This window comes from Cystobacter fuscus (assembly GCF_002305875.1).
Lineage (GTDB): Bacteria > Myxococcota > Myxococcia > Myxococcales > Myxococcaceae > Cystobacter > Cystobacter fuscus_A.
The window spans coordinates 10,529,609-10,554,675 of record NZ_CP022098.1 but is presented as its reverse complement, the minus strand read 5'-3'; the positions used below and the strand labels follow the sequence as shown (position 1 = coordinate 10,554,675).

Here is a 25,067-nt window from a genome sequence, read left to right as displayed (position 1 = left end):
GTCATGGGTTGCTCTTCGCGGATTCATGCACGGGAGATTGGACTTGCGCGTTGCGTCACGGCACGCTGTCCCTCCATGGCGAATGCTTCAGGAATGAGAGGAATCCGGCCGCTCGTGCCGGTGGTCGGTGTGCTGGCGTCCGGGCTGGCGCATGCCCAGGCGGCCGAGCCCGTGGCCAACTCGGGAGACACGGCGTGGATGCTGGTGGCCTCGGCGCTGGTGTTGCTCATGACGCCCGGGCTGGCGCTCTTCTACGGCGGCATGGTGCGGCGCAAGAACGTGCTGGCCACGTTCATGTACTCGTTCTTCGCGCTGGCGCTGGTGACGGTGCAGTGGGTGCTGTTCGGCTACTCGCTGGCCTTCGGCAAGTCGCACGGGGGCTTCATCGGCGGCTTCGACTACCTGCTGCTCAACAACGTGTCGCTGGAGCCCAAGGGCAGCATTCCGCACCTGGTCTTCATGGCCTTCCAGCTCAAGTTCGCCATCATCACCCCGGCGCTCATCTCCGGCGCGTTCGTGGAGCGCATGCGCTTCAGCGCCTACGTGCTCTTCACGCTGTTGTGGACCACGCTCGTGTACGACCCGGTGGCGCACTGGACGTGGGCCGAGGGCGGCTGGCTCTTCAAGCTGGGCGTACTCGACTTCGCGGGCGGCACGGTGGTGCACTGGACGGCGGGCCTGAGCGCGCTCATCTGTGCCCTCTACGTGGGCAAGCGCCTGGGCTACGGGCGCGAGCGCTTCATCCCGCATGACCTGCCCATGACCGTCATGGGGGCGGGGCTCCTGTGGTTCGGCTGGTTCGGCTTCAACGCGGGCAGCTCGCTGTCGGCGGGGCCGCTGGCGGCGCTGGCCTTCGTCACCACGCACGTGGCGGCGGGCGCGGCGGCGCTCTCGTGGACGGCGGCCGAGTGGTTCTTCCGCAAGCGCCCCACGCTGCTGGGCTTCGTGTCCGGCCTGGTGGCGGGCCTGGTGGCCATCACCCCGGCGGCGGGTTTCGTGTCGCCGGGCGGCTCGCTCGCCATCGGCATCATCGCGGGGGTGGTGTGCTACGGCGCGGTGCTCCTCAAGGAGAAGCTGCACTACGACGACTCGCTGGATGCGTGGGGCGTGCACGGCGTGGGCGGTCTGCTCGGCGCGCTCCTAGTGGGTGTGTTCTCCCAGCAGGCGCTCAACCCCGCGGGCGCCGACGGACTGCTCCAGGGCAACCCCGTGCTGCTCGGCAAGCAGGCGCTGGCGGTGCTGGCAGTGGGCGCCTACACGGCGGTGGTGACGCTCGTGGTGCTCAAGCTCGTGGACAAGCTGGTGGGCCTGCGCGTCTCCGAGGAGGAGGAGCGCATGGGCCTGGACTCCACGCAGCACGGCGAGGCCGCATACACCTCGTGAGCCCTGGGGGGCCGGGCTAGACTCGGCCCCCATGACGGATCGGCTCAAGGCCCTGCTCTCCTCCGCGCCGCGCTACCCCGAGCGCATCGTGTGCATGACGGAGGAGACCGTGGAGACGCTCTACCGCATCGGCGCGGGAGACCGGGTGGTGGGCGTCTCCGGCTTCACCGTGCGTCCCCCCGAGGCGCGCAAGAAGCCGCGCGTCAGCTCCTTCCTGGACGCCAACTTCGAGCGCATCCTCGAGCTGAAGCCGGATCTGGTGTTGGGCTTCTCGGACCTGCAGGCGGACATCGGCCGCGAGCTGTGCAAGCGCGGGGTGCCGGTGGTGCTCTTCAACCAGCGCTCCCTCGCGGAGATCCTCCAGACGGTGCGGGTGGTGGGCGCGCTCGTGGGACTGGCCGAGCGGGCCGAGCGGCTGGCGGAGGAGCTCGAGGCCAACCTCGCGCGCCACGCCGAGGCCGCCGAGCGGCTGCCGCGCCGGCCCCGCGTCTTCTTCGAGGAGTGGCACGAGCCGCTCATCTCCGGCATCCGCTGGTGCTCGGAGCTGGTGGAGCTGGTGGGCGGAGAGGACGTGTGCCGCGAGTCGCGCCAGCGCCAGGACGCCCAGGGCCGCATCTTCGAGCCCGCCGAGGTGGCCCGGAGGGATCCGGAGGGCGTCATCGCGAGCTGGTGTGGCCGCAAGGCGAAGCGCGAGAAGATCGTCTCCCGGCCCGGCTGGGAGCGCGTGACGGCGGTGGTGGAGGACCAGCTCTACGAGGTGAAGAGCCCGATCATCCTCCAGCCGGGACCGGCGGCCCTGACGGATGGAGTGGACGAGCTGGCGCGCATCGTGGAGGCGATTGCCCGGGGCGAGCCGCTTCCGGCTCCCGGCCCGGGCGAGCTGCGCCGGGTGCCGCCGCGCTAGGCGCCGACGGCGCGCGGAGGCGGACGCACGGCGTGGTCCACCAGCCGCAGGAAGTCATCGATGTCCAGGGGCTTGTGCACCAGACGCACGCCCGGGGGCGGTTTGACGCGCGGGTGGGCGGTGATCATCACCGCGGGCGTGTCACGCAGCCGCTGCTCGCGCTCGGCCTGTTCCAGCATCCACCCACCGTTCTCGCCGGGCAGCATGTAGTCGGTGATGACGAGGTGGAAGACCTCGGTGCGAAGGCGCTCCAAGCCGTCTTCCGCCGAAGCGGTGCCGATGACGGAGTAGCCCTCGCTCTCCAGCAGGTCGGTCAATCCCTCGCGGATGTCCTCGTTGTCCTCTACCAGGAGAATCTTCACTTTGCGTCCGGACCTTGCGGAGACCCACTCTCGGCGCGCCCACTGTCTCCATTCTGGACCCCTGGGGGAATCCCCCCTGACCCCCCGGGGCCTGGAGCTGTTCACTACCGTATTCGGTGAGGAGGGAGCGTGACAGGATGAGAACATGCCGTCCGTCTGGCCCGCCCTGATCGCCGCGTCCCTGCTGATGGCGGATCCCCCCGTGGGAGCAGAGGGCTACGAGGACGCGCTCGTGCGCTGGGGGTTGGAGCAGCACGGGTGGACCCTGGAGCCGGCGCCCGAGGGCAAGCGCCTGGAGTCCGTGGAGGTGGCGAGCGAGGACGTCGTCGCCGCGAGCGATCCGTACCCGTCCCTGCTCAACGTGTTCCACGTGCGCACGCGCGAGCAGGTCATCCGGCGCGAGGTGCTCCTCACGCCGGGTGAGCCGTACTCGCCCACGCTCGCCCTGGAGACGGCGCGCAACCTGCGACGCCTGGGCATCTTCGCGGTGGTGCGGGTGGTGGCCGTGCGGGGCCGCGAGCCCGACGGCGTGTCCCTGCTCGTCATCACCAAGGACTTGTGGTCGCTGCGGCTCAACCAGGACTTCCAGTTGGTGGGCGCGCTCGTGCAGTCACTGCGCCTGCAGGCCACGGAGCAGAACTTCCTCGGGCTCAACAAGAAGGTCGCGCTGGACTTCCAGCTGCGCCGCGACTCGCTGAGCCTCGGGCAGACGTACGTGGACCCGCGCCTGGGGGGCAGTCGCTGGTCGCTCACCGAGAGTGCCGCCCTCATCCTCGCGCGCTCGGGCCGGCCCGAGGGCTCCCGAGGCAGCGTGCTCCTGTCCCGGCCCCTGTACTCGTTGAGCACGCCGTGGAGCTTCCAGGCACAGGTGGTGTGGCGCGTGCAGCCGGTGCGCGTCTTCCGGGGCGCGGAGGTGTGGCAGTTGCCCTATCCCGAGGGCGGTACGGTGCCCTACGTCTACGACGCTCGCGAGGTGAGTGGCAGCACGCTGTACCTGCGCTCCTGGGGCTCGCGCTTCAAGCTGGACGCGGGCGGAGGGCTGGGCGTGTATCACCGGCGCTATGGGGCTCCGGCGGACGCGGATCTGGACGAGGCGCGGCGGGCGTGGCTGCGCGACACCCTGCTGCCGCGCAGCGAGGACGCGACGTACGTGCTCGCCTACGCGCGCTTCTGGGAGACGCGCTACGAGGTGATGCGCGACGTGGACACCTACGCCCTCTCCGAGGACTTCCAGGTGGGCCCCTACGTCACGGCCACGGCGCGCTACGCGCCCGCGCTCCTCGCCTCCTCCAGCAGCTTCGCCGAGGTGGGCGTCACCGCGCGCTACCGCGTGCGCCTGGGGGATGCGCTCACCAGCGTGGTCACCGCGGCCTCCATCCGCCGCTGGCTCGGTGGGGCGGCCGGGGGCGAGTGGGCCAACCGCCGCTGGGCCACGGAGGTGCAGCAGGTGTCTCCCAAGGTACTCGGGGGCCGCTTCGTGGCGCGGGCCCTCTTGGACGTGAACCGCGATGACCTGAACGAGCGCGTGCTGCTGCTCGGGGGTGGCAACGGCCTGCGCGGAGCGTCCCCCGAGGCGTACTCGGGCAAGCGCATGGCGCTGCTCAACCTGGAGTACCGCACGCGGCCGCTCGTGCTCTACACGGTGCACCTGGGCGGCGTGCTCTTCTACGACGCGGGCACGGCGTTCGACGAGGCGCCGAGCGTCGTGCACACGGTGGGGCTGGGCGTGCGGTTGCTCTTCCCCCAGTTCAACACCTTCCCGTTCCGCCTCGACTTCGGCTACGTCCTCAATGGCGAGCGCCCTCCCGTCGGTGGGCGCTTCTCCTTCAGCGGTGGCCAGGTGACGGAGTTCCGGCCCTCGTTCCTGGACTCGCCCCTCTAACCTTCGCGTGCCTCGGGAGCGAAGGTGCGGCGGTAGCCGGGCCACGCGTCCCAGAGGTAGAGCGAGAAGGGCACCCACCAGATGAAGTCATTGGTGAGGCAGAGCACGAGCGTCGCCGGGGGCCACTCTCCGCGCAGGATGAGCCCCGCGAGTCCGATGGGCCCGAGCACCTTGCCCAGCAGGCCCACCGCCGCGAGCGCGAAGCCGTGCTCCGGCCGCCGGGCCACCTCGGCGTAGAGCAGGCCGTACACGCCGATGACCATGCCCAGGCAGGCGAAGAGGGCGGGCTGGTTGAGCGGCGGCATGTCCGCGAAGCGGAAGAGCCACTGAGGGTCCACCGCCGCGAGCAGTCCCCAGAGGAGGTTGTAGACGGCCGCGAGGAGGAACACGGCGCGATGGAAGGCACGCCGCTTCACGGTCGGACCTCGGGCTGGGCGGGCCAGGGCCAGTGGCTTCCCGGCACTCCGAGCGCGGCGGCGAGATCGCGCATGCCCGAGCCGAACACGCCCACCGCCATGAGTCCGAGCAGGGCGCGCAGGGGCTCGGGGAGGGGGACGGGGGCGAGGGCGAGCTGGGTGGGCAGGTGCCAGGCGTCGAGCAGCGCGGGCAGGAGGTGGGCGAGCACCGCGCCGTAGAGGATGCCCATCACCGCGTGGGTGCAGCGCTCGCCGGGAAGGATTCCTCCGAGTGGCCGGCGCACCCGGTCCTCCACCACGAAGTCCGCGAGCGTGATGAGGATCTCCGCGGCGATGATGAGCGCGAGCACGGCGGCCCAGAGGCCCCGCCACGCGAGCCAGGGCAGGGTGCCGAAGAGGAGCGCGTAGAAGAAGTCGCGTGCGGCGTGCAGGAGCAGCTCGGGGCGGGTGCCGGGGACGTGCGCGGGCAGCCGGGCCTTCCACTCGTGGTAGTAGAGCGTGTCGAACGCGCCCAGCACGCCCTGGACGGCGAGCAGCCACAGCGCCGTGCTCATGGAGTCTCCTCGGGGCATACCCAACCTTCGTAGGACAGCAGCGGGCCCAACAGCGGCGCTCCGATGCGCACGTGCACGCGCATTCCCTCCGGGGCGTCGAGGGCCTCGGCCTCGATGCGGGGCGAGAGCAGACGCGGCAGCCGCAGGCTCCAGGCACCGAGGCACACCCAGGCGCCCACCTGCTCGTAGCGCAGACCCCGGCTCTCGACGCGCAGGCGGAAGACACACGCCACGGCGCCGAGCCGCTCCGCGAGCAGTCCCCCGGGCCAGGCGTGCTGGCTCGTGACGAGCGCATGGCCGCCGAAGGCGCGTTCCCAGAATTGAGTGGCGCCCTCGCGCCGGACCACGAGCCGGGTGGGCACGTCCTCGCCCGCGGGGGGCAGCCGCGAGAGCCATCCCATCAGGGCGGCGAGGAGCCCCGGGGCCCGGCGCACGTGGAAGCGCCCGCGGGCGAGGCCCTCGGAGTGGAGCTGGCGCACCCGGGGCGGCAGCCGCTGCCAGTCCGGGCCCAGCAGTCGAGCGTAGAGCGAGGGCGGTTCAAGTGCCTCTGCGACGGCGGGTGCGGCGATCATGGAACCTCCCCCCTCGGAAGGCCCGCGCGGGTGCCCGCGTGGTCGAGTTCCTGCTCGAAGCCGTTGTCGGTGGCCGCCTTCTCGAGGTGCGAGACGATGATGGGCGACAGAGCCGTCGTCACTTCTTGTTCCCCTTGCGTTTGGGTGTCGCGCTGCGCGCCTCCAATTGTCTCCCCACCGCGGAGACAATCTGGGCCCCGTACTCCGCGCGGCGCTCTTCGAGTACCTCCGTGTGGACGCGCTGGCCGATCTGCCACCGTCCTGGGCATCTTGCTCGGGCGCTTCGTCATGGGTCCCGCCCCATGAGTTGGGAGGGCTTAGCGGTGGAGTTGGTAGCGGCGGGCGATCTCCGTCACTTCCCGGGTGACGGCCTGGAGCGTCTCGGTGGCCTGCAGCGTCGTGTCCAGACGCTTCATCGTCTCGTCCATGCCGGAGGACAGGTGGGCGATGGCGTTGAAGATGTGGGTGATGCCCGCGTTCTGCTGGTTCACCGCGGCGGCGATCTGCCGCACGGCCGCGGCGTTCTCCTGGATGATGAGCGACATCTCGCGCAGGTTGTTGCCCGAGGTCCTCACGCGCTCGAGGCCGCCCTCGACCTGGAGGGCGCCCTGCTCGCTCATGGAGACCACGTCCCGGATGGCGGTGCCGATGTCCAGGAGGCTCTTGCGGATGAGGGCGTTCTCCCGGATGGTCTGATCGGCCAGCTTGCGGATCTCACTGGCGACCACGGCGAAGCCCGCGCCCTGGTCCCCCGCGCGTGCCGCCTCGATGGAGGCGTTGAGCGCGAGCAGGTGCGACTGGTCGGCCAGGTCCTTCACGGTGACGGCGATGTGGGCGATCTGCGTGGCGCTCTCCTGCAGGCGCAGCACCTTGCCGCGGATGCCATCCACGAAGTCGCCGATGGTGCTCAACCCCATCAGGGTGCGCTCGAGGGCCTGTTCCCCGTACTGGCCGAGCTGCTCGGCGTGGCCGGCGACACTGATCACGCTCTCGGCCTTGTGGGAGGCGAGCTCGGAGGTGGTGCGGATCTCCTCGGAGGTGAGCTGGGCCTGCTGGAGCACGGCGGCCTGCTCCGACAGGCGTTGGCGCTGCTGGTTGCTCGCGGAGCCGAGCCCGGTGCTCGCGGCGAGCAGCAGACTGGCCGAGGCCTGCAAGCGGGTGGGGATCTCCTGGAGCTTGTCCAGGGCGAGGGCCATCTCGGTGGCGACATCGCCCAGCTCATCGGTGGAGGCCCAGGCGGGCGCCACCGGAGCCCCATTGGCCAGTCCCTGGATGGCCGCCCGGAGCGCGGTGGTGGCCTGGGACTGGCGCCTGGCCAGCATCCAGGTGGTGAACATGGACATGATCAGGGCGAACAGTCCCAGGGCGATCAGGGGAGGCCCCAACAGGGACGCCTGACTGTCGACGAAGCCGCCCAGGTGTTGGGCGATCCGCTCGGCCTGGGCCGCGGAGAGGGTCGGGTCGTCCAGCAGCGCCTTCATCTGGGCATCGCGCAGCGCGACGGTCTGCGTGACGAGCAGCAGGCCCATGATGAGCAGGGCGCTCACCACGACGGAGCCGATCGTGAAGGGCAGATGCCAGCTCTGGCGCATCCAGGAGGGGCCCTTGCTCTGGGTGCGCAGGCGCAGCCGATCCCTCTCCTCGAGCAGCGCGGGCATCAACAGCGCCTCGATCTGCAGGGCGGCGGGCAGGGCCATCGCGTACCCCAGGGTGACGGCGATGAGGCACTCGGCCCCGAGCAGGAGCGGATCCTTGTGGAAGCGCACCAGGAGGATCAGGCTGAAGAGCAGACCTCCGAGCAGCTGACTGCCCTGGCCGCACAGCAACGACAGCTTCCAGGGCAGCTTGTACAGGCGCACGAGGTAGTGGTGGGGCTCCTCCCCGGGGCGCGCGCCCAGGTTGTGCTGGAGCTGCGGAAACGCGATGAGCCAGGGCACGCCCACGGAGCCCAGCAGGATGAAGAGGGGCAGCAGGTAGCGCAGGCTCCAGGACATCTCCTCGGCCGACAACCCGAGCGCCAGCGCGAACAGGTAGGCGGTGACGGGCGAGAAGAGGACGCTCCACGTCGCCATGACGAGGAACACCCGGTGAGGAAGCTGCGGAGGGATGACCGTCTGCGGGTGTGAGCCGTTCATGAGACCGGGTCATTCTCCCAGAGAGAGGGGCGGGGAAGACAGGGACGCGCCCGGGGCCTCCCATGGCTGCTTGAATACTCCGCTGCCAGGCGGATGTTAACCAGGAAGTCCCGACTTGGTCGCCAGCTGGGTCGGGGGCTCCAAAAAGGAGGGCTTCTGGAGGCGGGCCCGAACAGGGCTCGGAGAGGGTGTCAGGGGGGCTGGGTGCGCAGCAACTCGCGGAAGAGCACCTCGGCCACGTCCTGGAAGAGCCTGCCGGAGGCGAGCAGTCCCCCACAGTGATGGGGCTCCCGGGCCAGGGTCAGCGCGACGCAGCGGCTCAGGACGGCCTCCCAGAAACACTCCGAGTCCGGTGGGAGCAGGTACTCCCGGATGATCTCCCGGGGCCAGGGCAGCACGGTGGTGGGGTCCGCGTCGCTCAGGCTCGTGAAGCAGTCCAGGTCCACGTCCAGCAGCACCCGCTCGGCGGCCTCGAGTACCTCGCGCACGCGGTCTCCCGGCGCGGGCGAGGCCCAGGCCTCCGCCGCCCGGTCCACCGTGGGCACCACCACCAGGCGGTGCGAGCGCCCCCGCGTGTCGACGTAGTGCTCCGCCGTGGACGCGCCGCGAGGAGTTGCCCGCGCGAGCACCAGGGCATCGCCCACGAGTCCCGCCTCCATGGCCGCCAGGATGTGATCGTAGTTGCGCACGTCGAGGTGCCAGCGCGCGTGTTCATCGAGCGCGCGCAGTCCCGCGGAGCGATCCGGCACCGCCGCGGGCGTCGCCGGCACCACCAGATCCAGGTGCCGGTCCAACGTCACCAGCAGCGCCGGAGGCCCGTCCTCGCCCAGGGCACAGGCCCAGGCGGGGAGCGCGAGGCGGTGTGGATCGAACACGTAGGCGTCTCTCGGCCCCCGCCCGCCACCGAGCGCCAGCCGGATGATGCCCGCCAGACGCAGGTGTCGCTGGGAATCGTCCATGAGCCGACGGGAGTGTAGGCTGCGCGCGCCTTTCCTCCCAAAGGAAGAATGGCCCTGCTTCCCATGCGCCTTGCTCCCATGCGACTCCTGCTCGCCGCCGCGTTGCTCGTCTCCTGCGCTCCCGCACTGAAACAGCACCCCCCGACCAAGCCCATGCCCTCCGCCACCGATTCCTTCCTGCGTGATTACGCCGAGACGCGCCGCTTCATGAGTGGCCGTCCCCTGGCGGCCCGCATCACCCCCGACGAGAAGACCGTGCTCTTCCTGCGCGGTCAGCCCCGCGCGCCCATCCAGACGCTGTTCGCCTTCGACGTGGCGAGCGGCGAGGCCCGGGAGGTGCTCACCCCCGAGTCCATCCTCAAGGGCGCCGAGGAGACCCTGTCTCCCGAGGAGAAGGCCCGCCGCGAGCGCATGCGCGTGAGCGCCCGGGGCTTCACCTCGTACCAGTTGTCCGAGGACGGCTCGAACATCCTCGTGCCGCTGTCGGGCAAGCTCTACCTGGTGGAGCGCGCGAGCGGAAAGTCCCTGGAGCTCAAGACGGGCGAGGGCATCGTGGATCCGCGCTTCTCCCCGGACGGCAAGCACGTGGCGTACGTGCGCGACAACGACGTCTACCGCCTGGAGCTGGCCTCCAACACCGAGCGCCAGGTCACCAAGGGGGGCTCGCCCCTGCTCACCCATGGCCTGGCCGAGTTCGTCGCCCAGGAGGAGATGCGCCGCTACTCCGGCTGGTGGTGGAGCCCGGACGCGCGCTTCATCGCCTATACGGAGTCGGACACCTCGGGCGTGGAGAAGCTCTCGCTCATCGACGTGATGCACCCCGAGCGGGGCGCGGACACCCCCGCCTATCCCCGCCCGGGCAAGGAGAACGCCAGGGTGCGCCTGGGCGTCATCCCCGTGTCGGGAGGCAACACGGTCTGGGTGAAGTGGGACGCGCAGGCCTACCCGTACCTCGCCACGGTGGTGTGGCCGAAGAAGGGGCCGCTCACGCTGCTCGTGCAGAACCGCACCCAGACGGAGCAGAAGCTGCTCGCGGTGGACCCGGCCAGCGGCACCACGCGCGAGCTGCTCACGGAGAAGGATGACGCCTGGCTCGAGCTGGATCAGTCGTTCCCGCACTGGCTCGAGGATGGCTCGGGCTTCCTCTGGTACACGGAGCGCAACGGCGGTCCCGAGGTGGAGCTGCGTGGCGCGGATGGCTCCCTCACGCGCTCGCTCGTGAAGCCGGAGGCGGGCCTGCGCGAGTTCGTGCGCTACCTGGAGAAGGAGGGCGTGCTCTACTTCAACGGCGGACCCAACCCCTCCGAGAGCTACCTGTGGCGCGTGAAGGACGGCGGGGCTCCGGAGCAGGTGCGTCCGGGCACCGCGGGCGAGGCCGTCGAGACCGGGACGGTGTCCAAGTCGGGCGCGCTGCTGCTCTTCACCCACTCGAGCCTCACGTCGATGCCGCGCACCTACGTGGCGCGCGCGGACGGCTCGCGGGTGGGGGAGCTGCCCTCGGTGGCCGTGGAGCCGCCCTTCACGCCGCGCGTGGAGTTCCGCGAGCTGGGCCCGTTGATGTTCCAGTCCTCGTTGGTGCGCCCGCGTGACGCGAAGCCGGGGGAGAAGCTGCCCGTCATCGTCGAGGTGTACGCGGGCCCCACCGTCACCGTCGTCCACAAGAGCATGGCGCCGCACCTGTTGTCGCAGTGGATGGCGGACCAGGGCTACCTCATCGCCCGCTTCGATGGCCGGGGCACTCCGCTGCGGGGCGCGCAGTGGCAGCGCGCGGTGCACCTGGACTTCTCCGGCGTGACGCTGGAGGACCAGGCCAACGCCGTCCACGCGCTCGCCGCCGCGGTGCCCGAGGTGGATGAGTCGCGCGTGGGCATCGAGGGCTGGAGCTTTGGTGGCTACATGGCCGCGCTCGCCGCGCTCAAGCGTCCGGACGTCTTCAAGGCGGCCGTGTCCGGGGCGCCCGTGGTGGACTGGCTCGACTACGACACCCACTACACCGAGCGCTACCTGGGGCTGCCCCAGCAGCACCCCGAGGCCTACGAGAAGAGCTCCCTGCTCACCTACGCGCGCGACGCGGACAAGCCCATCTCTCCGCTGCTCCTCATCCACGGCACCGCGGATGACAACGTGTACTTCTTCCACACGCTCAAGCTGTCCGACGCGCTCTTCCGTGCGGGCAAGTACCACGAGTTCTTGCCGCTCAGCGGGCTGACGCACATGGTACCGGATCCGCTCGTCACCCAGCGCCAGTACGAGTGGGTGATGGGCCACTTCAAGCGCCACCTCCAGAAGTAGGCGACCTCTTCCGCGTGCGCGCGAAAGCAGAAGGCCCGGCTCCTCTGTCGAGGGGCCGGGCCTTCTGTCTTCAGTCCATCTGCCGTGAGCAGTGGCTGGGGGCTTTCAGGTGGTGGCGCGCACGTTCTGGGCCTGCAGGCCCTTGGGGCCGCGCGACACCTCGAACTCCACCTTCTGCCCCTCGGCGAGGGTGCGGAAGCCATCCATGTTGATCGCGGTGTGGTGGCAGAACACGTCCTCACCACCCGAGTCCTGCACGATGAATCCGAAACCCTTCGCGTCGTTGAACCACTTCACGGTGCCAGTTGCCATTGATGCTTCCTCGTCAGGAACCGGTCTCGGTGAGACCGGTTCGTTGCCCGTCCCCCGTCCGTCGGGTGACTCTGGATATTTTTGGCGGGCAGCCGATCGGCTGTCCAGTCGGTTGCCCTGTTTTCCAGACTAGTGGCGTCTGACGTTGTTTCAAATTTCCAGCAGGAGCCGAGTGGGATCCTCGATGCAGTCCTTGATGCGCACGAGGAACTGCACCGCCTCGCGGCCATCGATGAGGCGATGGTCGTAGGAGAGGGCGAGGTACATGATGGGCCGGATGACGACCTGGCCGTTGCGGGCCACGGGGCGCTCCACGATGTTGTGCATCCCCAGGATGCCCGTCTGGGGCGGGTTGAGGATGGGGGTGGAGAGCATGGAGCCGAAGGTGCCCCCGTTGGAGATGGTGAAGGTGCCGCCCTGCAGATCGTTCAGGGTGAGCTTGTCGTTCTTGGCGCGGACGCCGAAGTCACCGATCTTCTTCTCCATGTCCGCGAGCGACAGGGTGTCGGCGTCGCGCAGCACGGGCACCACGAGTCCGCGCGAGCCGCTCACCGCCACGCCGATGTCGTAGTAGCGCTTGAAGACGACGTCCTCGCCTTCGATCTCCGCGTTGACCTGGGGGAAGGTCTTGAGCGCCTCGATGGCGGCGCGCACGAAGAAGCTCATGAAGCCGAGCTTCACGCCGTGCTTGGCCTGGAACTTCTCGTTGTACTGCTTGCGCAGGTCCATCACCTCGCCCATGTCCACCTCGTTGAAGGTGGTGAGGATGGCGGCGTTGGACTGGGCCTGGAGCAGGCGCTCGGCGACGCGGCGGCGCAGGGGCGTCATCTTCACGCGCTCCTCGCGGTCCGCGCGGGGGCGGGGGCCGGAGGGAGCGGCGGGAGCCGGAGCGCGCGCGGGAGCGGTGGCCTCAGGGGCCGGACGGCTGAGCTGACCGAGCGCGTCCTCCTTGGTGATGCGGCCGCCGGCGCCGGTGCCCTTGAGCTGGGAGACGTCGAGGTTGTTCTCCTCGACGATCTTCCGGGCGGTGGGCGTGATGCGCGTGTCGGCGGTGGCGCTCGGAGCGGGCGCGGCGGCGGGAGCGGGAGCGGGAGCGGCGGCCTGCTGCGGCGCGGGAGCCGAGGCGCTGGCGCCGCTACCGGCCTCGATGGTGCCGAGCACATCACCCACGCGCACCTTGTCGCCCTCCTTGAAGGCGATGGTGGCGATGGCGCCGGCGGCGGGGGCGGGCACGTCGATGGTGACCTTGTCGGTCTCCAGGACGACGAGGGGCTCGTCCACGGAGACGGACTCACCCTTCTTCTTGTTCCACTTGCCGACGACGGCTTCGGTGATGGACTCGCCCAGGGGCGGGACTTTCAATTCAACGGCCATTCTTGGTTCCTCGGAGGATGGCTTCCTCCACGATGAGCTGCTGCTCCAGTTTGTGCGTCTGGGTGAAGCCGGTGGCGGGGCTGGCGGCCTCCGCGCGGCCGATGTAGCCCAACTTCACCGGGTTCTGTCCCCGGGTGGCGACGAGGTCGTGCAGGCGGGGGAAGATGAAGTGCCAGGCTCCCGAGTTGCGCGGCTCTTCCTGGACCCAGAACAGCTCGGTGAGCTTGGGCATCTTCGCCAGCAGGCCCGACAGTTCGTCGAAGGGGAAGGGGTAGAGCTGCTCCACGCGCACGATGGCGATGGAGGTGTCCTTGCGCGCGTCGCGCTCCTTGACGAGGTCGTAGTAGACCTTGCCCGAGCACAACAGCAGCCGAGTCACGCCCGCGGGGTCCACCTTGTCCGCGATGACCTCCTGGAAGGAGCCCGTGGCGAGCTCGTCCAGCTTGCTGGTGGCCTCGGGCAGACGCAGCATGCTCTTGGGCGACATGACCACGAGCGGCTTGCGCAGGGGGCGCAGCACCTGGCGGCGCAGCAGGTGGAAGATCTGCGCGGGCGTGGTGGGGTAGACGACCTGGATGTTGTCCTCGGCCGCCAGGTTCAGGAAGCGCTCGAGCCGGGCGCTGGAGTGCTCGGGGCCCTGGCCCTCGTAGCCGTGGGGCAGGAACAGCGTGATGCCGCTGAGCCGCCGCCACTTGCTCTCACCCGCGGCGATGAACTGATCGATGATGATCTGCGCGCCGTTGGCGAAGTCGCCGAACTGGGCCTCCCAGATGGTGAGGCCGTCCGGCACGTCCAGGCTGTAGCCGTACTCGAAGCCCAGCACGCCCATCTCCGACAGCGGGCTGTTGTGGATGTCGAAGTGGGCCCTGCCCGTGGGGAACTGGCGCAGCGGCACGTACTCCTTGCCCGTCTGCACGTCGTGGAGCACGGCGTGGCGGTGGCTGAAGGTGCCGCGCTCCACGTCCTGACCACTCACCCGCACGGTGTAGCCCTCGGAGAGCAGGGTGGCGTAGGCGAGCGACTCGCCCTCGCTCCACTGCAGCTCCTCGGTCTGGACCATGGACTGGCGCTTCTTGATGACCGTGCGCTCCACGTCGCGGTGGACGTTGAAGCCCTCGGGCACCTGGGCCAGCCTGGCGAGCGTGCCGCGCAGGCTCTCCTTGTCCACCGCGGTGCGCACCTCGGGCACGCCCGCCTCGGGTCCACCCTTGTAGGGCTTCCACAGGCCGTCGAGCGCGTTGGGCTCCTTGAACTGGCTCTCCGCGCGGGCGCGGGTGAGCGCCGCGTCGAACTCCTGCATGCAGCGCTGCTTGAGGGCCTCGGCCTCCTCGGCGGACACCCGGCCCTGGCTGGCGAGCTGCTGCGCGTAGAGCGTGCGCACCGTCGGGTGCTTGCGGATGATCTCGTACATCTCCGGCTGGGTGAACGACGGCTCATCGCCCTCGTTGTGCCCGTAGCGCCGGTAGCACACGAGGTCGACGACCACGTCGCTCTTGAACGTCTGCCGGTACTCGGCCGTCAGCCGCCCGATGTGGACGCACGCCTCGGGATCGTCCCCGTTCACGTGGAAGACGGGCACGTCGAGCATCTGCGCGAGCGCGGTGGAGTAGATGGAGCTGCGCGACTCCTCGGGGTCCGTCGTGAAGCCCACCTGGTTGTTGATGACCAGGTGCACGGTGCCGCCCGTCTCGTAGCCCGGCAGCCGCGAGAGGTTGAGCGTCTCGGCCACCACGCCCTGGCCGATGAAGGCCGCGTCGCCGTGGATGAGCACCGGCATCACCCGGGTGCGCGAGCCATCCCCGCTGCGATCCTGCTTGGCGCGCACGCGTCCCTCCACCACCGGGTTGACCGCCTCGAGGTGGCTGGGGTTGAAGGCCAGCGACAGGTGGATGCCCTGGCCGCCGCGCGTGGTGTGGTCCGAGCTGAAGCCCATGTGGTACTTCACGTCGCCCCGGCCCATGTGCTTCTTGGGATCCTGCGGACCGTCGAACTCGCTGAAGATCTGATCCGGCTTCTTGCCCAGGATGTTCGTCAGCACGTTGAGCCGGCCGCGGTGGGCCATGCCGATGACGACTTCCTTGAGGCCCATGCCGCCGCCCACCTCGAGCAGCGCGTCCATCATGGGCACGAGCGCCTCGCCGCCATCGAGCGCGAAGCGCTTGGCGCCGATGTACTTGGTGTGCAGGAAGTTCTCGAAGCCCTCGGCGTAGGAGAGCTTCTCGAGGATGTGGCGCTGCTCCGCCGCCGGGAACTCGGTGCGGTTCTCGGTGTACTCCATGCGCTTCATCAGCCAGCGGCGCCGCTCGCTGTCGAGCATCTGCATGAACTCCACGCCGATGGAGCCCGTGTACGTGCGGCGCAGCCGTCCGAGCAGCTCCTTGAGCTTGACGCGCGCCTCGGGGAAGACGTTGGAGCTCTCCACCATCTGCTCGAGCTCGGTGGCGGAGAAGTGCTTGTCGTCCGCCATGCCCACGTCGGCCACGTGCTCCATGGGCGGGCGCGGACGGCGGAGCGGATCCAGGTTGGCGCGCAGGTGGCCGCGCAGGCGGAAGGCGGAGATGGCCTGATCCACCCGGGCCTGCAGCTTCATGTCCTGCTCGAAGGCCACCGTGGGCCGGGTCTGCGGGGCGAGCGCCTGGGCGGCGGCGGGGGCTGCCTTGCCGGCCTTGGCGTCCTTGCCCGGCACCACGGGGGCGGGGGGCTCGATGGGAGTGGGGTTGAAGATGGGGCGGCCGGCGCCGTTGGTGCGCTCGAACACCTCGCGCCAGCTCGAGTCCACACTGGATGCGTCCTCGAGGTAGCGCGCGTAGAGCCCCTCGATGAAGTCGATGTTTCCGCCAGAAAGATACGAGTCCTGGAAATTCGCCATGGCGTGCTGCCTTTTACTGGAAGGCCGCCCCGTTGGGGGGTTTTCGGCAAGATTTATTGGGAGTGCCCTCGCTCGCCCCTACGATTGAGTTCCCCGGGAACAGCAGGTTTCATGCGCGGCGTGAGCACAACTTCACCTCGGGAGGGCCCGGGGGTCGCCGGATTCGGACGTCTTCCTGGCTTACCCGGGGCTCGGGGAGTGGTAAACCCCCTGGCACTCTCACTTTCTTTCGTCAGAAAGGCCTTCGCATGTTGCTGCAGGGCAAGAAGCTCCTCATCACCGGAGTTCTCACTCCCCAGTCCATCGCCTACGGGGTCGCCGAGCACGCGCTGGAGCAGGGCGCGGAGATCATCCTCACCGGCTTCGGCCGGGCGCGCTCGCTCACCGAGCGCAGCGCCAAACGCCTCAAGGAGGGCACCGAGGTGCTGGAGTTGGACGTGTCCAATCCCGAGCACTTCCCGGCCCTCACCGAGGCGCTGCGCCAGCGCTGGGGCCGGGTGGACGGCGTGCTGCACGCCATCGCCTTCGCGCCCGAGAACGCCCTGGGCGGAAACTTCCTCAACACCCCCTGGGAGAGCGTCCAGACGGCGTTCCGCATCTCGACCTTCTCCCTCAAGGAGCTGGCCGTGGCGGTGCTGCCCCTGATGCCCAAGGGCGGCTCCATCGTGGCGCTGGACTTCGACAACCGCGTGGCCTGGCCCATCTACGACTGGATGGGCGTGTGCAAGGCGGGCCTGGAGTCCGCGGTGCGCTACCTGGCCCGGGATCTGGGGCCCAAGGGTATCCGGGTCAACGCTCTGGCGGCCGGGCCGCTGGCCACGGTGGCGGCCAAGGGCATTCCCGGGTTCAAATCCCTCCAGCAGGGGTGGGGTCGCCAGGCTCCTCTGGGGTGGGATGCGCGCAACAGCCATGACGCGGTGACGCGGACCGCGTGTGCGCTCCTGTCCGATTGGATGCCCTCCACCACGGGGGAGATGATTCATGTGGACGGCGGCTATCATGCGATTGGTGCTCCGCCGGTGGACCCTCATGAAGACGAAAAGGAGGAGAGCGGCCAGCCGGGCTGAACACCTTCGGCTGGTCGATTGCTGTGCGGCGGGAGAAGCTCGCTCCTCCCCCCGTTTTCCATGTTTCGACCCCCCCCGGCTTTTGCTGGACGGCGAGGTCACGGTACAGTCTCCAACGTTTCCTTCAACCGGGTCCCGAACTTCGTGGCCCGGGCGGAGCCCTGGGTTTGAGCGCCAACATCCTCCTCGTGGATGACAGCCCGACCGTTCGCAACATCCTCAAGATCTACCTCATGAATTTGAAGATGGGGTTCGTCGAAGCGGAAGACGCGACACGGGCGTTGCAGCTCCTCCGGCTGGTGCCGGTCAAGCTCGTCATCGCCGATATCAATATGCCTGGTATGGACGGCATCACTTTCGTGAAGCAGGTCCGAGCGAGCCCGTTGTCTCAGGTTCGCGATGTGCCCGTCATCCTGCTCACGGGCGAGCGCGGCGGCGACCTGCGTCAGCGCGGGGTCGAGGCCGGAGCCAATGCCTTCATCAACAAGCCGGTTTCCCATCACGACCTGACGGAAACCGTGCGTAAATTCCTCACCCAGAATTGAGCGTCGAGCCGTGAGCCTTCCGTCCCTGCTCCTTGTCGATGACAGTGATGCCATCCTCGCGCTCGAGCGCGCCATCCTCTCCGGCCATTACGCGCTGAACACGGCGAGCAATGGCCGGGAGGCCCTGGAGAAGGTGGTCCGGGTCCAGCCGGCCGCCATCCTGTTGGACTTGTCCATGCCGGAGATGGACGGGGACGAGGTGCTCAAGCGGGTGAAGGCGGAGCCCACCACCGCCGACATCCCCGTCATCATCATCTCCTCGGAGACGAGCCGGGCGGAGGCGTGTCTGGCGCTGGGCGCGGAGCTGTTCCTGTCCAAGCCCTTCCGGGCCGACGAGCTCTTGAGCGCGGTGGAGAACGCGCTGGAGAACGCGCGGCGCCGGGCACGCGCGGGGTCGCTGGCCCTGTTGCGGCTGTCGGTGGGCGGCCTGGAGTTCGCCATCCCCCTGGAGAGCGTGCGTCAGGTCATCCTCCAGCCCACCACGCGCCCCCTGCCACTGGGGCCGGGCTACATCTCCGAGTTCTTCGAGCTGCGGGGCCAGCCGGTGTGCGTGCTGGACCTGGCGCGCCGGCTCGAGGTCGAGCACCGCGAGCCCGTCGAGGAGCGCAAGCTGGTCATCCTGGAGATCGGCGGGGTGCAGCTGGCGCTGAGCGTGGACGCGGTGCAGGACCCCGAGGAGTACCCGTCCTCGGACATCGAGGCGCGTGAGCGCGTGGGCGGAGTCGGCCACGGAGAGCTGCGCGATGCCCTCATGGGCATGCTGCGCAGCGGAGAGCGCTCGGTTCCCATCTTCGAGCCCAAGGCGTTCGCCACGCAGGAACTCTTGCGCGAGGCGGTGGACGTGCTCCGTCCGGCGCGTAGCGCATGAGTGGAGGTGTGGGGGTGGATTCTCAGCTGGTGTTCGAGCGGGCGCGGGAGTTCGTCGCGTCGTGCACGGGCTTCCGGGACACGGCGATCTCACCCGCGGCGGTGGATCGCGTCGTGCGCATGGAGCTGTCTCGGGGCCGCTCGCCCTCGGAGCTGATGGCGGAGATGCACCGTCCGGGCTCCGCGTTGGAGCGGGCGCTGCTGGACGCGGTGCTGGTGGGCGAGACGTATTTCTTCCGCCACCCGGAGCAGTTCCGCTTCCTGGCGACCGAGGTGGTGTCCGCGGCGATGCGCCGGGGCACCATGACGATGCGGGCCTGGAGTGCCGGGTGCGCCTCGGGCGAGGAATCGTATTCGATCGCCGCGTGTCTCCTGAACATGGTGACGCCGGGCGTGCAGGTCGAGGTGCTTGGCACGGATCTGCATGAGGGCCGTCTGGGGTTCGCCCGCCGGGGCGTGTACGGCAACTGGTCGCGCCGCGAGTCGGGTCCGCTGCTGTATCCCGTCTATCAGGAGACGGCCGAGGGCCGGGTGAGCGTCATCGATTCCGTGCGCGCCGTCACCCACTTCGCCCAGGCGAACCTGTTGGAGCCCCTGGCCGAGAAGCACGGCCAGTTCGACGTCATCTTCTGCCGCAACGTGCTCACGTACTTCTCGCCCGATGCGGTGCAGCAGGCCGTGCGTCATCTGGCGCGGGTGATCGTGCCGGGCGGCTACCTGCTGCTGGGCACGGTGGAGATGGACAACGCGCCCGCGGGGCTGGTGCGCGTGGGGCCTCCCGAACTGCAGGCCTTCCGCCGCCCGACGCCCCAGGAGCTGGCGCCTCCACCCAAGCCTCCGCCTCCCGAGCCTCCCAAGATTGCCCTGCGCGTGCCTCCGCCCGCCCCGGCTCCCGCGCCGCCGCCGCCCACGCCCGTGAGCCTGCACACCGAGGCGCTTCAGCGCATCGAGGGGGGCGACGAGTCCGGCGCGGCCAGCACCCTGGAGGCCCTGTTGAAACAGTTCCGGGACTATCTGCCGGGCATGCTGGAGTTGGCTCTGCTGCGTGAGCGGGCCGGGGCGCGAGAAGCGGCCTTCGCGCTCATGCACAGCGTGCGCGATTGCGCCTCGCGACTCCCTCCGGATCAGGTCATCGAGGGACCTGAGCCGCTGCCTGCCCGCTTCTACAGGGCGTCCGCCGACGCCTTCCTCACGTTGGGATCCATCGAATGACATCCATTCCCCGAGGCCCGGAGGAGGTTCAGGACCAGGAGGTCCGTGCCCTCCTGGACGAGCGCGCGAGCCGCTTGCGCGGACGCTCCGACAACACCACCGACGAATCCGTGCTCATGGTGGCCGAGTTCCCCCTGGGCGAGGAGCGCTATGCGATCCCCTTGGACTCGCTGCGCGCGGCGCTGCCCCTGCGCCTGGTGACGCCGGTGCCCCTGTCCCTGCCGCACGTCATCGGCGTGTTGCGCTATCAGGGCCAGGTGCTCGCCGCGCTCAGCCTCGCCGCGCTCCTGGGCGGCCACGGCTGGCGGCAGGACCCCGCCGTGTTGCTCGTGGTGGAGCGGGGTGACGGAGAGCTGTGCGCCCTGGACTGCGAGGCCATCCCCCGCCCGCTGAGCATGCCCACCGTGGCGGTGGAGGCGGCGCGCGCGCAATCCGAGGGCCCGGTGACCCAGGTGCTCATGAGCGGCTCGCGTCAAGTCATCCACCTCATCGATCTGCCGCGCCTGTTCGCGAGCACATCCGGGACACGCAATGTCGGTTGACCCCATGCTGCAGAGCCTCGTGGCGGGCTTCTCGTCCGAGGCGCAGGAAGTCTGTCAAAAGGTCACCCTGGACCTGCTCGAGCTGGAGCGGGAGGGCCTGGACAACGAGGCCCTGGGCAAGGTGTACACGCGTCTGGCGCGCCACCTGCACACCCTCAAGGGCAGCGCCGCCAGCCTCGGGCTGCAGGACCTGAGCTCCATCGCGCACAAGCTGGAGGATGCCCTCGCGCCGCTGCGCAAGGACATCAAGCCCATGCCGCGGCCGCTGGTGGACCTGCTGCTGCACGGGTTGGATCTCTTCCTCCTGCGGGCCCAGGCCCACGCGGATGGCCGGGGCGACGCGCTGCCGGATCCCGCGGCGGCCCTGGCCCAGCTCGTGGCGGACGCCCCGCCCCCGGAGGAGGCCGCGGCGGCCGCTCCGGCGGCTTCCGCGCCCGCGCCTTCCGCCGCGCCCTCCACCGCCGCCGCGGTGGCCAGCTCCGCCCCGGATGATGACGTGGACGCGGGCTGGCGCGTGGCCGCGCACCAGGTGACGGCGCTCATGCGCGAGGTGGAGCGCCTGCGCGAGTTCCGCATGCGCCTGGAAGACCGGTTGCGCGACATCGGCAAGGTGGTGGAGCTCCTGTCGGCGCGCGAGCTGCTGGCGCCCACGGCCCGGGCGCGCGCGACGCTGGCGTCGGTGACGGCGGGCGTGCGCGCGGACGGACACGAGGCGTCGGACATCGTGGACAGCCTGGAGGAGGGCCTCAAGTCCATCACCACGCGTCCGGTGCGCACCATCCTCGAGCCCTTGCAGCGCATGGTGCGCGACCTGTCGCGCCAGCTGGGCAAGTCCTCGCGCCTGTCGGTGGTGGGCGCGGAGGTGTCGCTGGACCGACGGCTGCTCGAGAAGCTCCGGGGTGCCATGGTGCACCTCTTGCGCAACGCGGTGGACCACGGCATCGAGATGCCCGATGAGCGCGAGCGCGCGGGCAAGCACCACGAGGGCGCCCTCACGCTGCGTGTGGAGCAGCAGGGCAACATCCTCTTCCTGGAGCTCATCGACGACGGGCGCGGCATCGACGTGGTGGCGGTACGCGCGTCGGCCGAGCGCAAGGGGCTCATCACCGCGGAGGAGGGCGCGCGCATGCACGAGACGCAGATCCGCGACCTCATCTTCCGCCCCGGCTTCAGCACCCGCGTGGACGTGACGGACACGTCGGGCCGTGGTGTGGGCCTGGACGCGGTGCGCGCCGCGGTGGAGTCCATGCAGGGCCGCATCGAGGTGCTCAGCACCAAGGGCAGCGGCACGCGCTTCGTGCTCACCATCCCCATGGAGCTGGGCAGCTCGCCGGTGCTCACGGTGCGCGCCATCGACGCCTCGGTGGGTCTGCCCATGCTGGCGGTGGAGTCCACCCAGCTGGCCACCGCGGAGAACCTGCGCATCGGCCGCACCAAGACGCAGCTGGACTACAATGGCCAGCTCGTGCCGGTGACCGACCTGGGCGCCCGCATGGGCCTGCGCGCCGCGGCGCCTCCCTCCGAGGGCCAGCCGCTCATCATCGTGCAGAGCGGCGGCAAGCGCATGGCGCTCGCCGTGGACGCGGTGGTCGGAGACCGGGACCTGGTCATCCGTCCGCTGCCCGCCGAGGTGCGCGACGTGCCCTCCTACCAGGGCGCCGCCATCCTCAGCCGCGGCGAGCTGCTGCTCATCCTGCGCCCGGGCTGGGTGGTGACTGACTCCACCCCCCAGACGGTCGCCATGCCGACGAGCCGCCGGGCGCTCGTGGTGGACGACTCCCTCACCGCTCGCGCCCTGCACCGTGCCATGCTGGAGGCGGGTGGCTTCACCGTCCACCTGGCAGCCAGCGGCGCACGTGCCCTGGAGCGTTTGCAGGCGGAAGAATACGACGTGATCATCTGCGACCTTGAGATGGAAGAGATGAACGGCACCGAGGTCATCGCCCGCCTGCGCGGGCAGCCCGACACGCGGGACATTCCCGTCATCCTCGTGTCGGCCAACGACAGCGCGAGCGCCCGTTCCCGGGGTCTGGCGGCGGGAGCGGACGGCTACCTCAGCAAGCGCGAGTGCGCCGCGGGTCGCCTGCTCTCCGAGGTGCTCGACGTGATGAGCCGCAGGGGGGCCCGGGCATGAGTGGTGGGAAGGAGCCCATCCGTGTGCTCGTGGTGGATGACTCGCCCACCATGGCGGATGCCGTCAGCGCCCTGCTGACGGACGATCCGCGCATCGAGGTGGTGGGGCGCGCCAACACGGGAAGCCGGGCGGTGACGCTGGCGCGCCTGTTGCGCCCGGACGTCATCACCATGGACCTCTTGATGCCGGACCTGGATGGTCCGGCGGCCATCGCGGCGATCATGGCCGAGGCGCCCGCGCGCGTCCTCGTGGTGAGCGCCGTGGCGGACCAGCGCAACCTGGAGGTGTGCTTCCAGGCGATGAGCGCGGGAGCCCTGGAGCTCATCGGCAAGCCGAGCGTCATCAGCGGCGAGGAGCTGCGGCGCTGGGGTCGGCAACTGGCCGAGTCGGTGTGTCTGATGGCGGAGGTGCCCGTCATCTCCCGGCGCCTGCGCGTCTCCAGCCCGCCGCCGCCCGTGTCGGGCGCCCGGGTGGACATCATGGGGATCGCCGCCTCCACCGGCGGGCCGCCGGCCCTGTCCGAGGTGCTCTCGCGCCTGCCTCCGGACCTGCCCGTGCCCATCGTCATCGCCCAGCACATCACCGAGGGCTTCACCCCCGGCATGGTGCGCTGGCTCTCCCAGGTGACCTCGCTCAAGGTGGTCATCGCCCGGGAGGGGGAGCGCGTGGAGGCGGGCAAGGTGTACTTCCCGGCGGACGGTCATGACCTGACCATCGAGGGCAACGGCGTGGTGCGCATGACGCGCACGCGCGGCGGGCCCTGTCCCTCGGGAGATCTGCTGTTGTCCTCCCTGGCGCGCACCTACGGCAGCCGCGCCGGCGGAGGGGTCCTCACCGGCATGGGAGAGGACGGCGCCCGCGGCCTGCTGGACATCCGCAAGGCGGGAGGCGTCACCTTCGCCCAGGACGAGGCCACGTGCGTCGTCTTCGGCATGCCCCGGGTGGCGCTGGAGCTGAAAGCGGCGGACCGGGGCGTTCCCCTGTCCTCCATTCCCGACATCATCCGCATGAGCTGCCGCCGCGGTCCCATGCCGAACCGTCCTCCCGGTACGGAGGGCGTGGTTTGAACCCCTTTTCCTTCCTCACTGAGGTGCTTTCGTGAGCCCCGCTCGTAAATCCCTAGGCATCGGTGCCCAGTTCGTCTTCGCCACCGCGGCCGTCAGCGTCGCCATCGCCATCGTGCTCTCCATGATGGCGGCCCAGCAGCTGCGCGACAGCCTCATGTCGAGCACCTTGAACGAGGGCAAGGCGATCGCGCTGGGCTTCTCGGCCGCCGCCGAGCGTGCCGGCGGCTCCTCGTCGCTGCAGCCCCTGGTGGACGCGTTCCGGGATGCCCAGGGCCTGGGCTACCTCTACGTGGTGGACGAGAGCAACACGGTGCTCGCCCACTCCTTCCCGGGCGATGTGCCCGTGGAGCTGCTCACCGCCAACCCCCTGTCCGAGAACGGCCTCGCCAATGGTGAGCGCACGCAGACGCGGGAAATGGTGGAGATGACGGTCGACAACAAGCGGGTGGCCGTCGCCGACGTGGCCGCGCCCCTGTCGGGCGCGACGCGGGGCGTGCTGCACGTGGGCATGCTGCACGACAGCGTGAGTGTCCTGGTGGGCCAGCTGTGGCTCAAGATGCTGTTGCTGGGCCTGCTCATCGTGGCGGTGGGCGTGCTCGGGGTGTACGGGCTGAGCCGCTCCATCGTGGGGCCGCTGCGCGAGCTCACCAACGTGGCCGCGCACATCGTCCAGTCGGGCGACCTGACCCGTCCCATCCCCTCCATCGCGGGCGGCGAGCTGGGCCAGCTGGCCGTGTCGTTCTCGCAGATGGTGGATCGGCTGCGCTCGGTGACGCAGAACCTCCAGCAGGCCTCCGAGGCCCTCAACGCCTCCACCGAGCAGCTCAACGCCTCCGCCGCCGAGCAGTCGCAGACGGTGGCCCGGCAGGCCTCCGCGCTCCAGGAGACGCAGGTCACCGCCCAGGAAATCCGCCAGACGAGTCTCCTCGCCGCCCAGAAGGCCGACGCGGTGCTCTCCGTGGCCGAGCGCGCCGACGAGCTGAGCCGCACGGGCGAGGCCTCCCTGGAGCAGACACTCGCGGGCCTCAACGACATCCGCGCCCAGGTGCAGGAGATCGCCCAGAAGATCCTCGAGCTGGGCGAGCGCACCGTGCAGATCGGCAGCATCACCCAGACGGTGAAGGATCTGGCGGACCAGTCCAACATGCTCGCGCTCAACGCCGCCATCGAGGCGGTGCGCTCGGGCGAGCACGGCAAGGGCTTCGGCGTGGTGGCGCGTGAAATCCGCGCCCTGGCCGACCAGTCCATCGAGTCCACGGACCGCGTGCGCGAGCTGCTGGACGATATCGGCAACTCGGTGGCCACCGCGGTGCGCGCCACCGAGCGCGGCTCGCAGCGCATGGAAATGGGCCTGGAGCAGGTGCGCTCCTACGGCAAGAGCCTGCGCGAGTTGTCCACCATCAACCAGGACAACGCCGCCGCCGTGCGGCAGATCGCCGCCGCCGTGGGTCAGCAGAACGTGGGCATCAGCCAGATCAGCACCGCCGTGGGTGATCTCTCCAAGATGATGGAGGAGACGGTGGCCCGTATCAGCGCCACCGGCGAGGCGGCCACCACGCTGCAGGTCATCTCCGAGCAGCTCAGCAGCGCGGTGAAGGCCTACCGCGTGTAGCCGTCCG

22 protein-coding genes are annotated in these 25,067 nt (G+C 69.8%); 12 read left to right on the top strand and 10 right to left on the bottom strand.

From position 1 onward, the window contains the following. Positions 1 to 114 precede the first annotated feature (114 nt). Positions 115 to 1,383, top strand: coding sequence for an ammonium transporter (locus CYFUS_RS42815; protein ID WP_232537129.1), 1,269 nt, complete (start codon positions 115 to 117; stop codon positions 1,381 to 1,383). A 31-nt stretch (positions 1,384 to 1,414) separates the two neighbouring features. Next, complete coding sequence (locus CYFUS_RS42810) at positions 1,415 to 2,287, top strand: cobalamin-binding protein (protein WP_095990462.1); 873 nt, start codon at positions 1,415 to 1,417, stop codon at positions 2,285 to 2,287. On the opposite strand, the gene CYFUS_RS42805 is transcribed toward CYFUS_RS42810, so the two are convergent. Then, complete coding sequence (locus tag CYFUS_RS42805) at positions 2,284 to 2,649, bottom strand: response regulator (RefSeq protein WP_198316334.1); 366 nt, start codon at positions 2,647 to 2,649, stop codon at positions 2,284 to 2,286. The two genes, CYFUS_RS42810 and CYFUS_RS42805, sit on opposite strands and share 4 nt — an antisense overlap. Positions 2,650 to 2,794: 145 nt before the next feature. Between CYFUS_RS42805 and CYFUS_RS42800 the strand changes: the two genes are divergently transcribed. Then, positions 2,795 to 4,531 carry a BamA/TamA family outer membrane protein gene (locus CYFUS_RS42800; RefSeq protein ID WP_095990461.1) on the top strand — a complete coding sequence of 579 codons (1,737 nt, stop codon included), beginning with the start codon at positions 2,795 to 2,797 and terminating at the stop codon, positions 4,529 to 4,531. Here CYFUS_RS42800 and CYFUS_RS42795 read toward each other — a convergent pair. The 6 genes from CYFUS_RS42795 to CYFUS_RS42775 all read right to left on the bottom strand — a co-directional run bounded on the left by CYFUS_RS42795 (position 4,528) and on the right by CYFUS_RS42775 (position 9,167). Next, positions 4,528 to 4,947 (bottom strand): hypothetical protein, encoded by a 420-nt coding sequence (locus CYFUS_RS42795; protein WP_095990460.1) that lies wholly within the window; start codon positions 4,945 to 4,947, stop codon positions 4,528 to 4,530. The two genes, CYFUS_RS42800 and CYFUS_RS42795, sit on opposite strands and share 4 nt — an antisense overlap. Next, complete coding sequence (locus CYFUS_RS42790; RefSeq protein ID WP_095990459.1) at positions 4,944 to 5,501, bottom strand: hypothetical protein; 558 nt, start codon at positions 5,499 to 5,501, stop codon at positions 4,944 to 4,946. The genes CYFUS_RS42795 and CYFUS_RS42790 overlap by 4 nt, the downstream gene beginning before the upstream one ends. After that, positions 5,498 to 6,073 carry a DUF4166 domain-containing protein gene (locus CYFUS_RS42785; RefSeq protein ID WP_095990458.1) on the bottom strand — a complete coding sequence of 192 codons (576 nt, stop codon included), beginning with the start codon at positions 6,071 to 6,073 and terminating at the stop codon, positions 5,498 to 5,500. Before CYFUS_RS42785 ends, CYFUS_RS42790 begins: the two co-directional genes overlap by 4 nt. Then, the gene (locus CYFUS_RS54180) at positions 6,070 to 6,195 is read right to left on the bottom strand and encodes a hypothetical protein (RefSeq protein ID WP_269770178.1); all 126 of its coding nucleotides are present in this window, start codon (positions 6,193 to 6,195) and stop codon (positions 6,070 to 6,072) included. Before CYFUS_RS54180 ends, CYFUS_RS42785 begins: the two co-directional genes overlap by 4 nt. Positions 6,196 to 6,390: 195 nt before the next feature. Then, positions 6,391 to 8,208 carry a methyl-accepting chemotaxis protein gene (locus CYFUS_RS42780; protein ID WP_095990457.1) on the bottom strand — a complete coding sequence of 606 codons (1,818 nt, stop codon included), beginning with the start codon at positions 8,206 to 8,208 and terminating at the stop codon, positions 6,391 to 6,393. A gap of 191 nt (positions 8,209 to 8,399) precedes the next feature. Beyond that, positions 8,400 to 9,167 (bottom strand): UPF0489 family protein, encoded by a 768-nt coding sequence (locus CYFUS_RS42775; protein ID WP_095990456.1) that lies wholly within the window; start codon positions 9,165 to 9,167, stop codon positions 8,400 to 8,402. 48 nt (positions 9,168 to 9,215) lie between these two features. Between CYFUS_RS42775 and CYFUS_RS42770 the strand changes: the two genes are divergently transcribed. After that, the gene (locus CYFUS_RS42770) at positions 9,216 to 11,459 is read left to right on the top strand and encodes a DPP IV N-terminal domain-containing protein (RefSeq protein ID WP_420042664.1); all 2,244 of its coding nucleotides are present in this window, start codon (positions 9,216 to 9,218) and stop codon (positions 11,457 to 11,459) included. A gap of 105 nt (positions 11,460 to 11,564) precedes the next feature. Here CYFUS_RS42770 and CYFUS_RS42765 read toward each other — a convergent pair whose 3' ends face one another. From CYFUS_RS42765 to CYFUS_RS42755, 3 genes are all read right to left on the bottom strand, one after another. Continuing rightward, positions 11,565 to 11,771 carry a cold-shock protein gene (locus CYFUS_RS42765; protein ID WP_095990455.1) on the bottom strand — a complete coding sequence of 69 codons (207 nt, stop codon included), beginning with the start codon at positions 11,769 to 11,771 and terminating at the stop codon, positions 11,565 to 11,567. Between the two features lie 150 nt (positions 11,772 to 11,921). Next, positions 11,922 to 13,145, bottom strand: a complete 1,224-nt coding sequence (gene odhB / locus CYFUS_RS42760) for a 2-oxoglutarate dehydrogenase complex dihydrolipoyllysine-residue succinyltransferase (RefSeq protein ID WP_095990454.1) — start codon at positions 13,143 to 13,145, stop codon at positions 11,922 to 11,924. Beyond that, positions 13,135 to 16,014 (bottom strand): 2-oxoglutarate dehydrogenase E1 component, encoded by a 2,880-nt coding sequence (locus CYFUS_RS42755; RefSeq protein ID WP_095990453.1) that lies wholly within the window; start codon positions 16,012 to 16,014, stop codon positions 13,135 to 13,137. The genes odhB and CYFUS_RS42755 overlap by 11 nt, the downstream gene beginning before the upstream one ends. A gap of 248 nt (positions 16,015 to 16,262) precedes the next feature. On the opposite strand from CYFUS_RS42755, the gene fabI reads away from it, so the two are divergent. The 8 genes from fabI (at position 16,263) to CYFUS_RS42715 (ending at position 25,060) form a co-directional block, all read left to right on the top strand. Then, entirely contained in the window at positions 16,263 to 17,081 is an 819-nt protein-coding gene (gene fabI / locus CYFUS_RS42750; protein WP_095990452.1) for an enoyl-ACP reductase FabI, read from the top strand. A gap of 167 nt (positions 17,082 to 17,248) precedes the next feature. Then, on the top strand, positions 17,249 to 17,626 hold the full coding sequence (locus tag CYFUS_RS42745) for a response regulator (RefSeq protein WP_002622982.1): 378 nt from the start codon (positions 17,249 to 17,251) through the stop codon (positions 17,624 to 17,626). Between the two features lie 10 nt (positions 17,627 to 17,636). Next, complete coding sequence (locus CYFUS_RS42740) at positions 17,637 to 18,494, top strand: response regulator (protein ID WP_095990451.1); 858 nt, start codon at positions 17,637 to 17,639, stop codon at positions 18,492 to 18,494. Next, entirely contained in the window at positions 18,491 to 19,705 is a 1,215-nt protein-coding gene (locus CYFUS_RS42735; RefSeq protein ID WP_095990450.1) for a CheR family methyltransferase, read from the top strand. Before CYFUS_RS42740 ends, CYFUS_RS42735 begins: the two co-directional genes overlap by 4 nt. After that, positions 19,702 to 20,247: a chemotaxis protein CheW gene (locus tag CYFUS_RS42730; protein ID WP_095990449.1), complete on the top strand. Its 546-nt coding sequence runs from the start codon at positions 19,702 to 19,704 to the stop codon at positions 20,245 to 20,247. The genes CYFUS_RS42735 and CYFUS_RS42730 overlap by 4 nt, the downstream gene beginning before the upstream one ends. Next, entirely contained in the window at positions 20,237 to 22,381 is a 2,145-nt protein-coding gene (locus CYFUS_RS42725) for a hybrid sensor histidine kinase/response regulator (RefSeq protein WP_095990448.1), read from the top strand. Before CYFUS_RS42730 ends, CYFUS_RS42725 begins: the two co-directional genes overlap by 11 nt. Further along, positions 22,378 to 23,448 carry a chemotaxis protein CheB gene (locus CYFUS_RS42720; RefSeq protein WP_095990447.1) on the top strand — a complete coding sequence of 357 codons (1,071 nt, stop codon included), beginning with the start codon at positions 22,378 to 22,380 and terminating at the stop codon, positions 23,446 to 23,448. The genes CYFUS_RS42725 and CYFUS_RS42720 overlap by 4 nt, the downstream gene beginning before the upstream one ends. Before the next feature lie 31 nt (positions 23,449 to 23,479). After that, positions 23,480 to 25,060, top strand: a complete 1,581-nt coding sequence (locus tag CYFUS_RS42715) for a methyl-accepting chemotaxis protein (RefSeq protein WP_095990446.1) — start codon at positions 23,480 to 23,482, stop codon at positions 25,058 to 25,060. Positions 25,061 to 25,067 lie beyond the last annotated feature (7 nt).

What these genes read in the sequence shown, in the direction of transcription:
- CYFUS_RS42785 (WP_095990458.1), bottom strand. Translation starts at nt 6,073, where the DNA reads ATGATCGCCGCACCCGCCGTCGCAGAGGCACTTGAACCGCCCTCGCTC.
- CYFUS_RS42735 (WP_095990450.1), top strand. Translation starts at nt 18,491, where the DNA reads ATGAGTGGAGGTGTGGGGGTGGATTCTCAGCTGGTGTTCGAGCGGGCG.
- CYFUS_RS42765 (WP_095990455.1), bottom strand. Translation starts at nt 11,771, where the DNA reads ATGGCAACTGGCACCGTGAAGTGGTTCAACGACGCGAAGGGTTTCGGA.
- CYFUS_RS42800 (WP_095990461.1), top strand. Translation starts at nt 2,795, where the DNA reads ATGCCGTCCGTCTGGCCCGCCCTGATCGCCGCGTCCCTGCTGATGGCG.
- CYFUS_RS42775 (WP_095990456.1), bottom strand. Translation starts at nt 9,167, where the DNA reads ATGGACGATTCCCAGCGACACCTGCGTCTGGCGGGCATCATCCGGCTG.
- odhB (WP_095990454.1), bottom strand. Translation starts at nt 13,145, where the DNA reads ATGGCCGTTGAATTGAAAGTCCCGCCCCTGGGCGAGTCCATCACCGAA.
- CYFUS_RS42730 (WP_095990449.1), top strand. Translation starts at nt 19,702, where the DNA reads ATGACATCCATTCCCCGAGGCCCGGAGGAGGTTCAGGACCAGGAGGTC.
- CYFUS_RS42725 (WP_095990448.1), top strand. Translation starts at nt 20,237, where the DNA reads ATGTCGGTTGACCCCATGCTGCAGAGCCTCGTGGCGGGCTTCTCGTCC.
- CYFUS_RS42790 (WP_095990459.1), bottom strand. Translation starts at nt 5,501, where the DNA reads ATGAGCACGGCGCTGTGGCTGCTCGCCGTCCAGGGCGTGCTGGGCGCG.
- CYFUS_RS42720 (WP_095990447.1), top strand. Translation starts at nt 22,378, where the DNA reads ATGAGTGGTGGGAAGGAGCCCATCCGTGTGCTCGTGGTGGATGACTCG.
- CYFUS_RS42810 (WP_095990462.1), top strand. Translation starts at nt 1,415, where the DNA reads ATGACGGATCGGCTCAAGGCCCTGCTCTCCTCCGCGCCGCGCTACCCC.
- fabI (WP_095990452.1), top strand. Translation starts at nt 16,263, where the DNA reads ATGTTGCTGCAGGGCAAGAAGCTCCTCATCACCGGAGTTCTCACTCCC.
- CYFUS_RS42770 (WP_420042664.1), top strand. Translation starts at nt 9,216, where the DNA reads ATGGCCCTGCTTCCCATGCGCCTTGCTCCCATGCGACTCCTGCTCGCC.
- CYFUS_RS42755 (WP_095990453.1), bottom strand. Translation starts at nt 16,014, where the DNA reads ATGGCGAATTTCCAGGACTCGTATCTTTCTGGCGGAAACATCGACTTC.
- CYFUS_RS42780 (WP_095990457.1), bottom strand. Translation starts at nt 8,208, where the DNA reads ATGAACGGCTCACACCCGCAGACGGTCATCCCTCCGCAGCTTCCTCAC.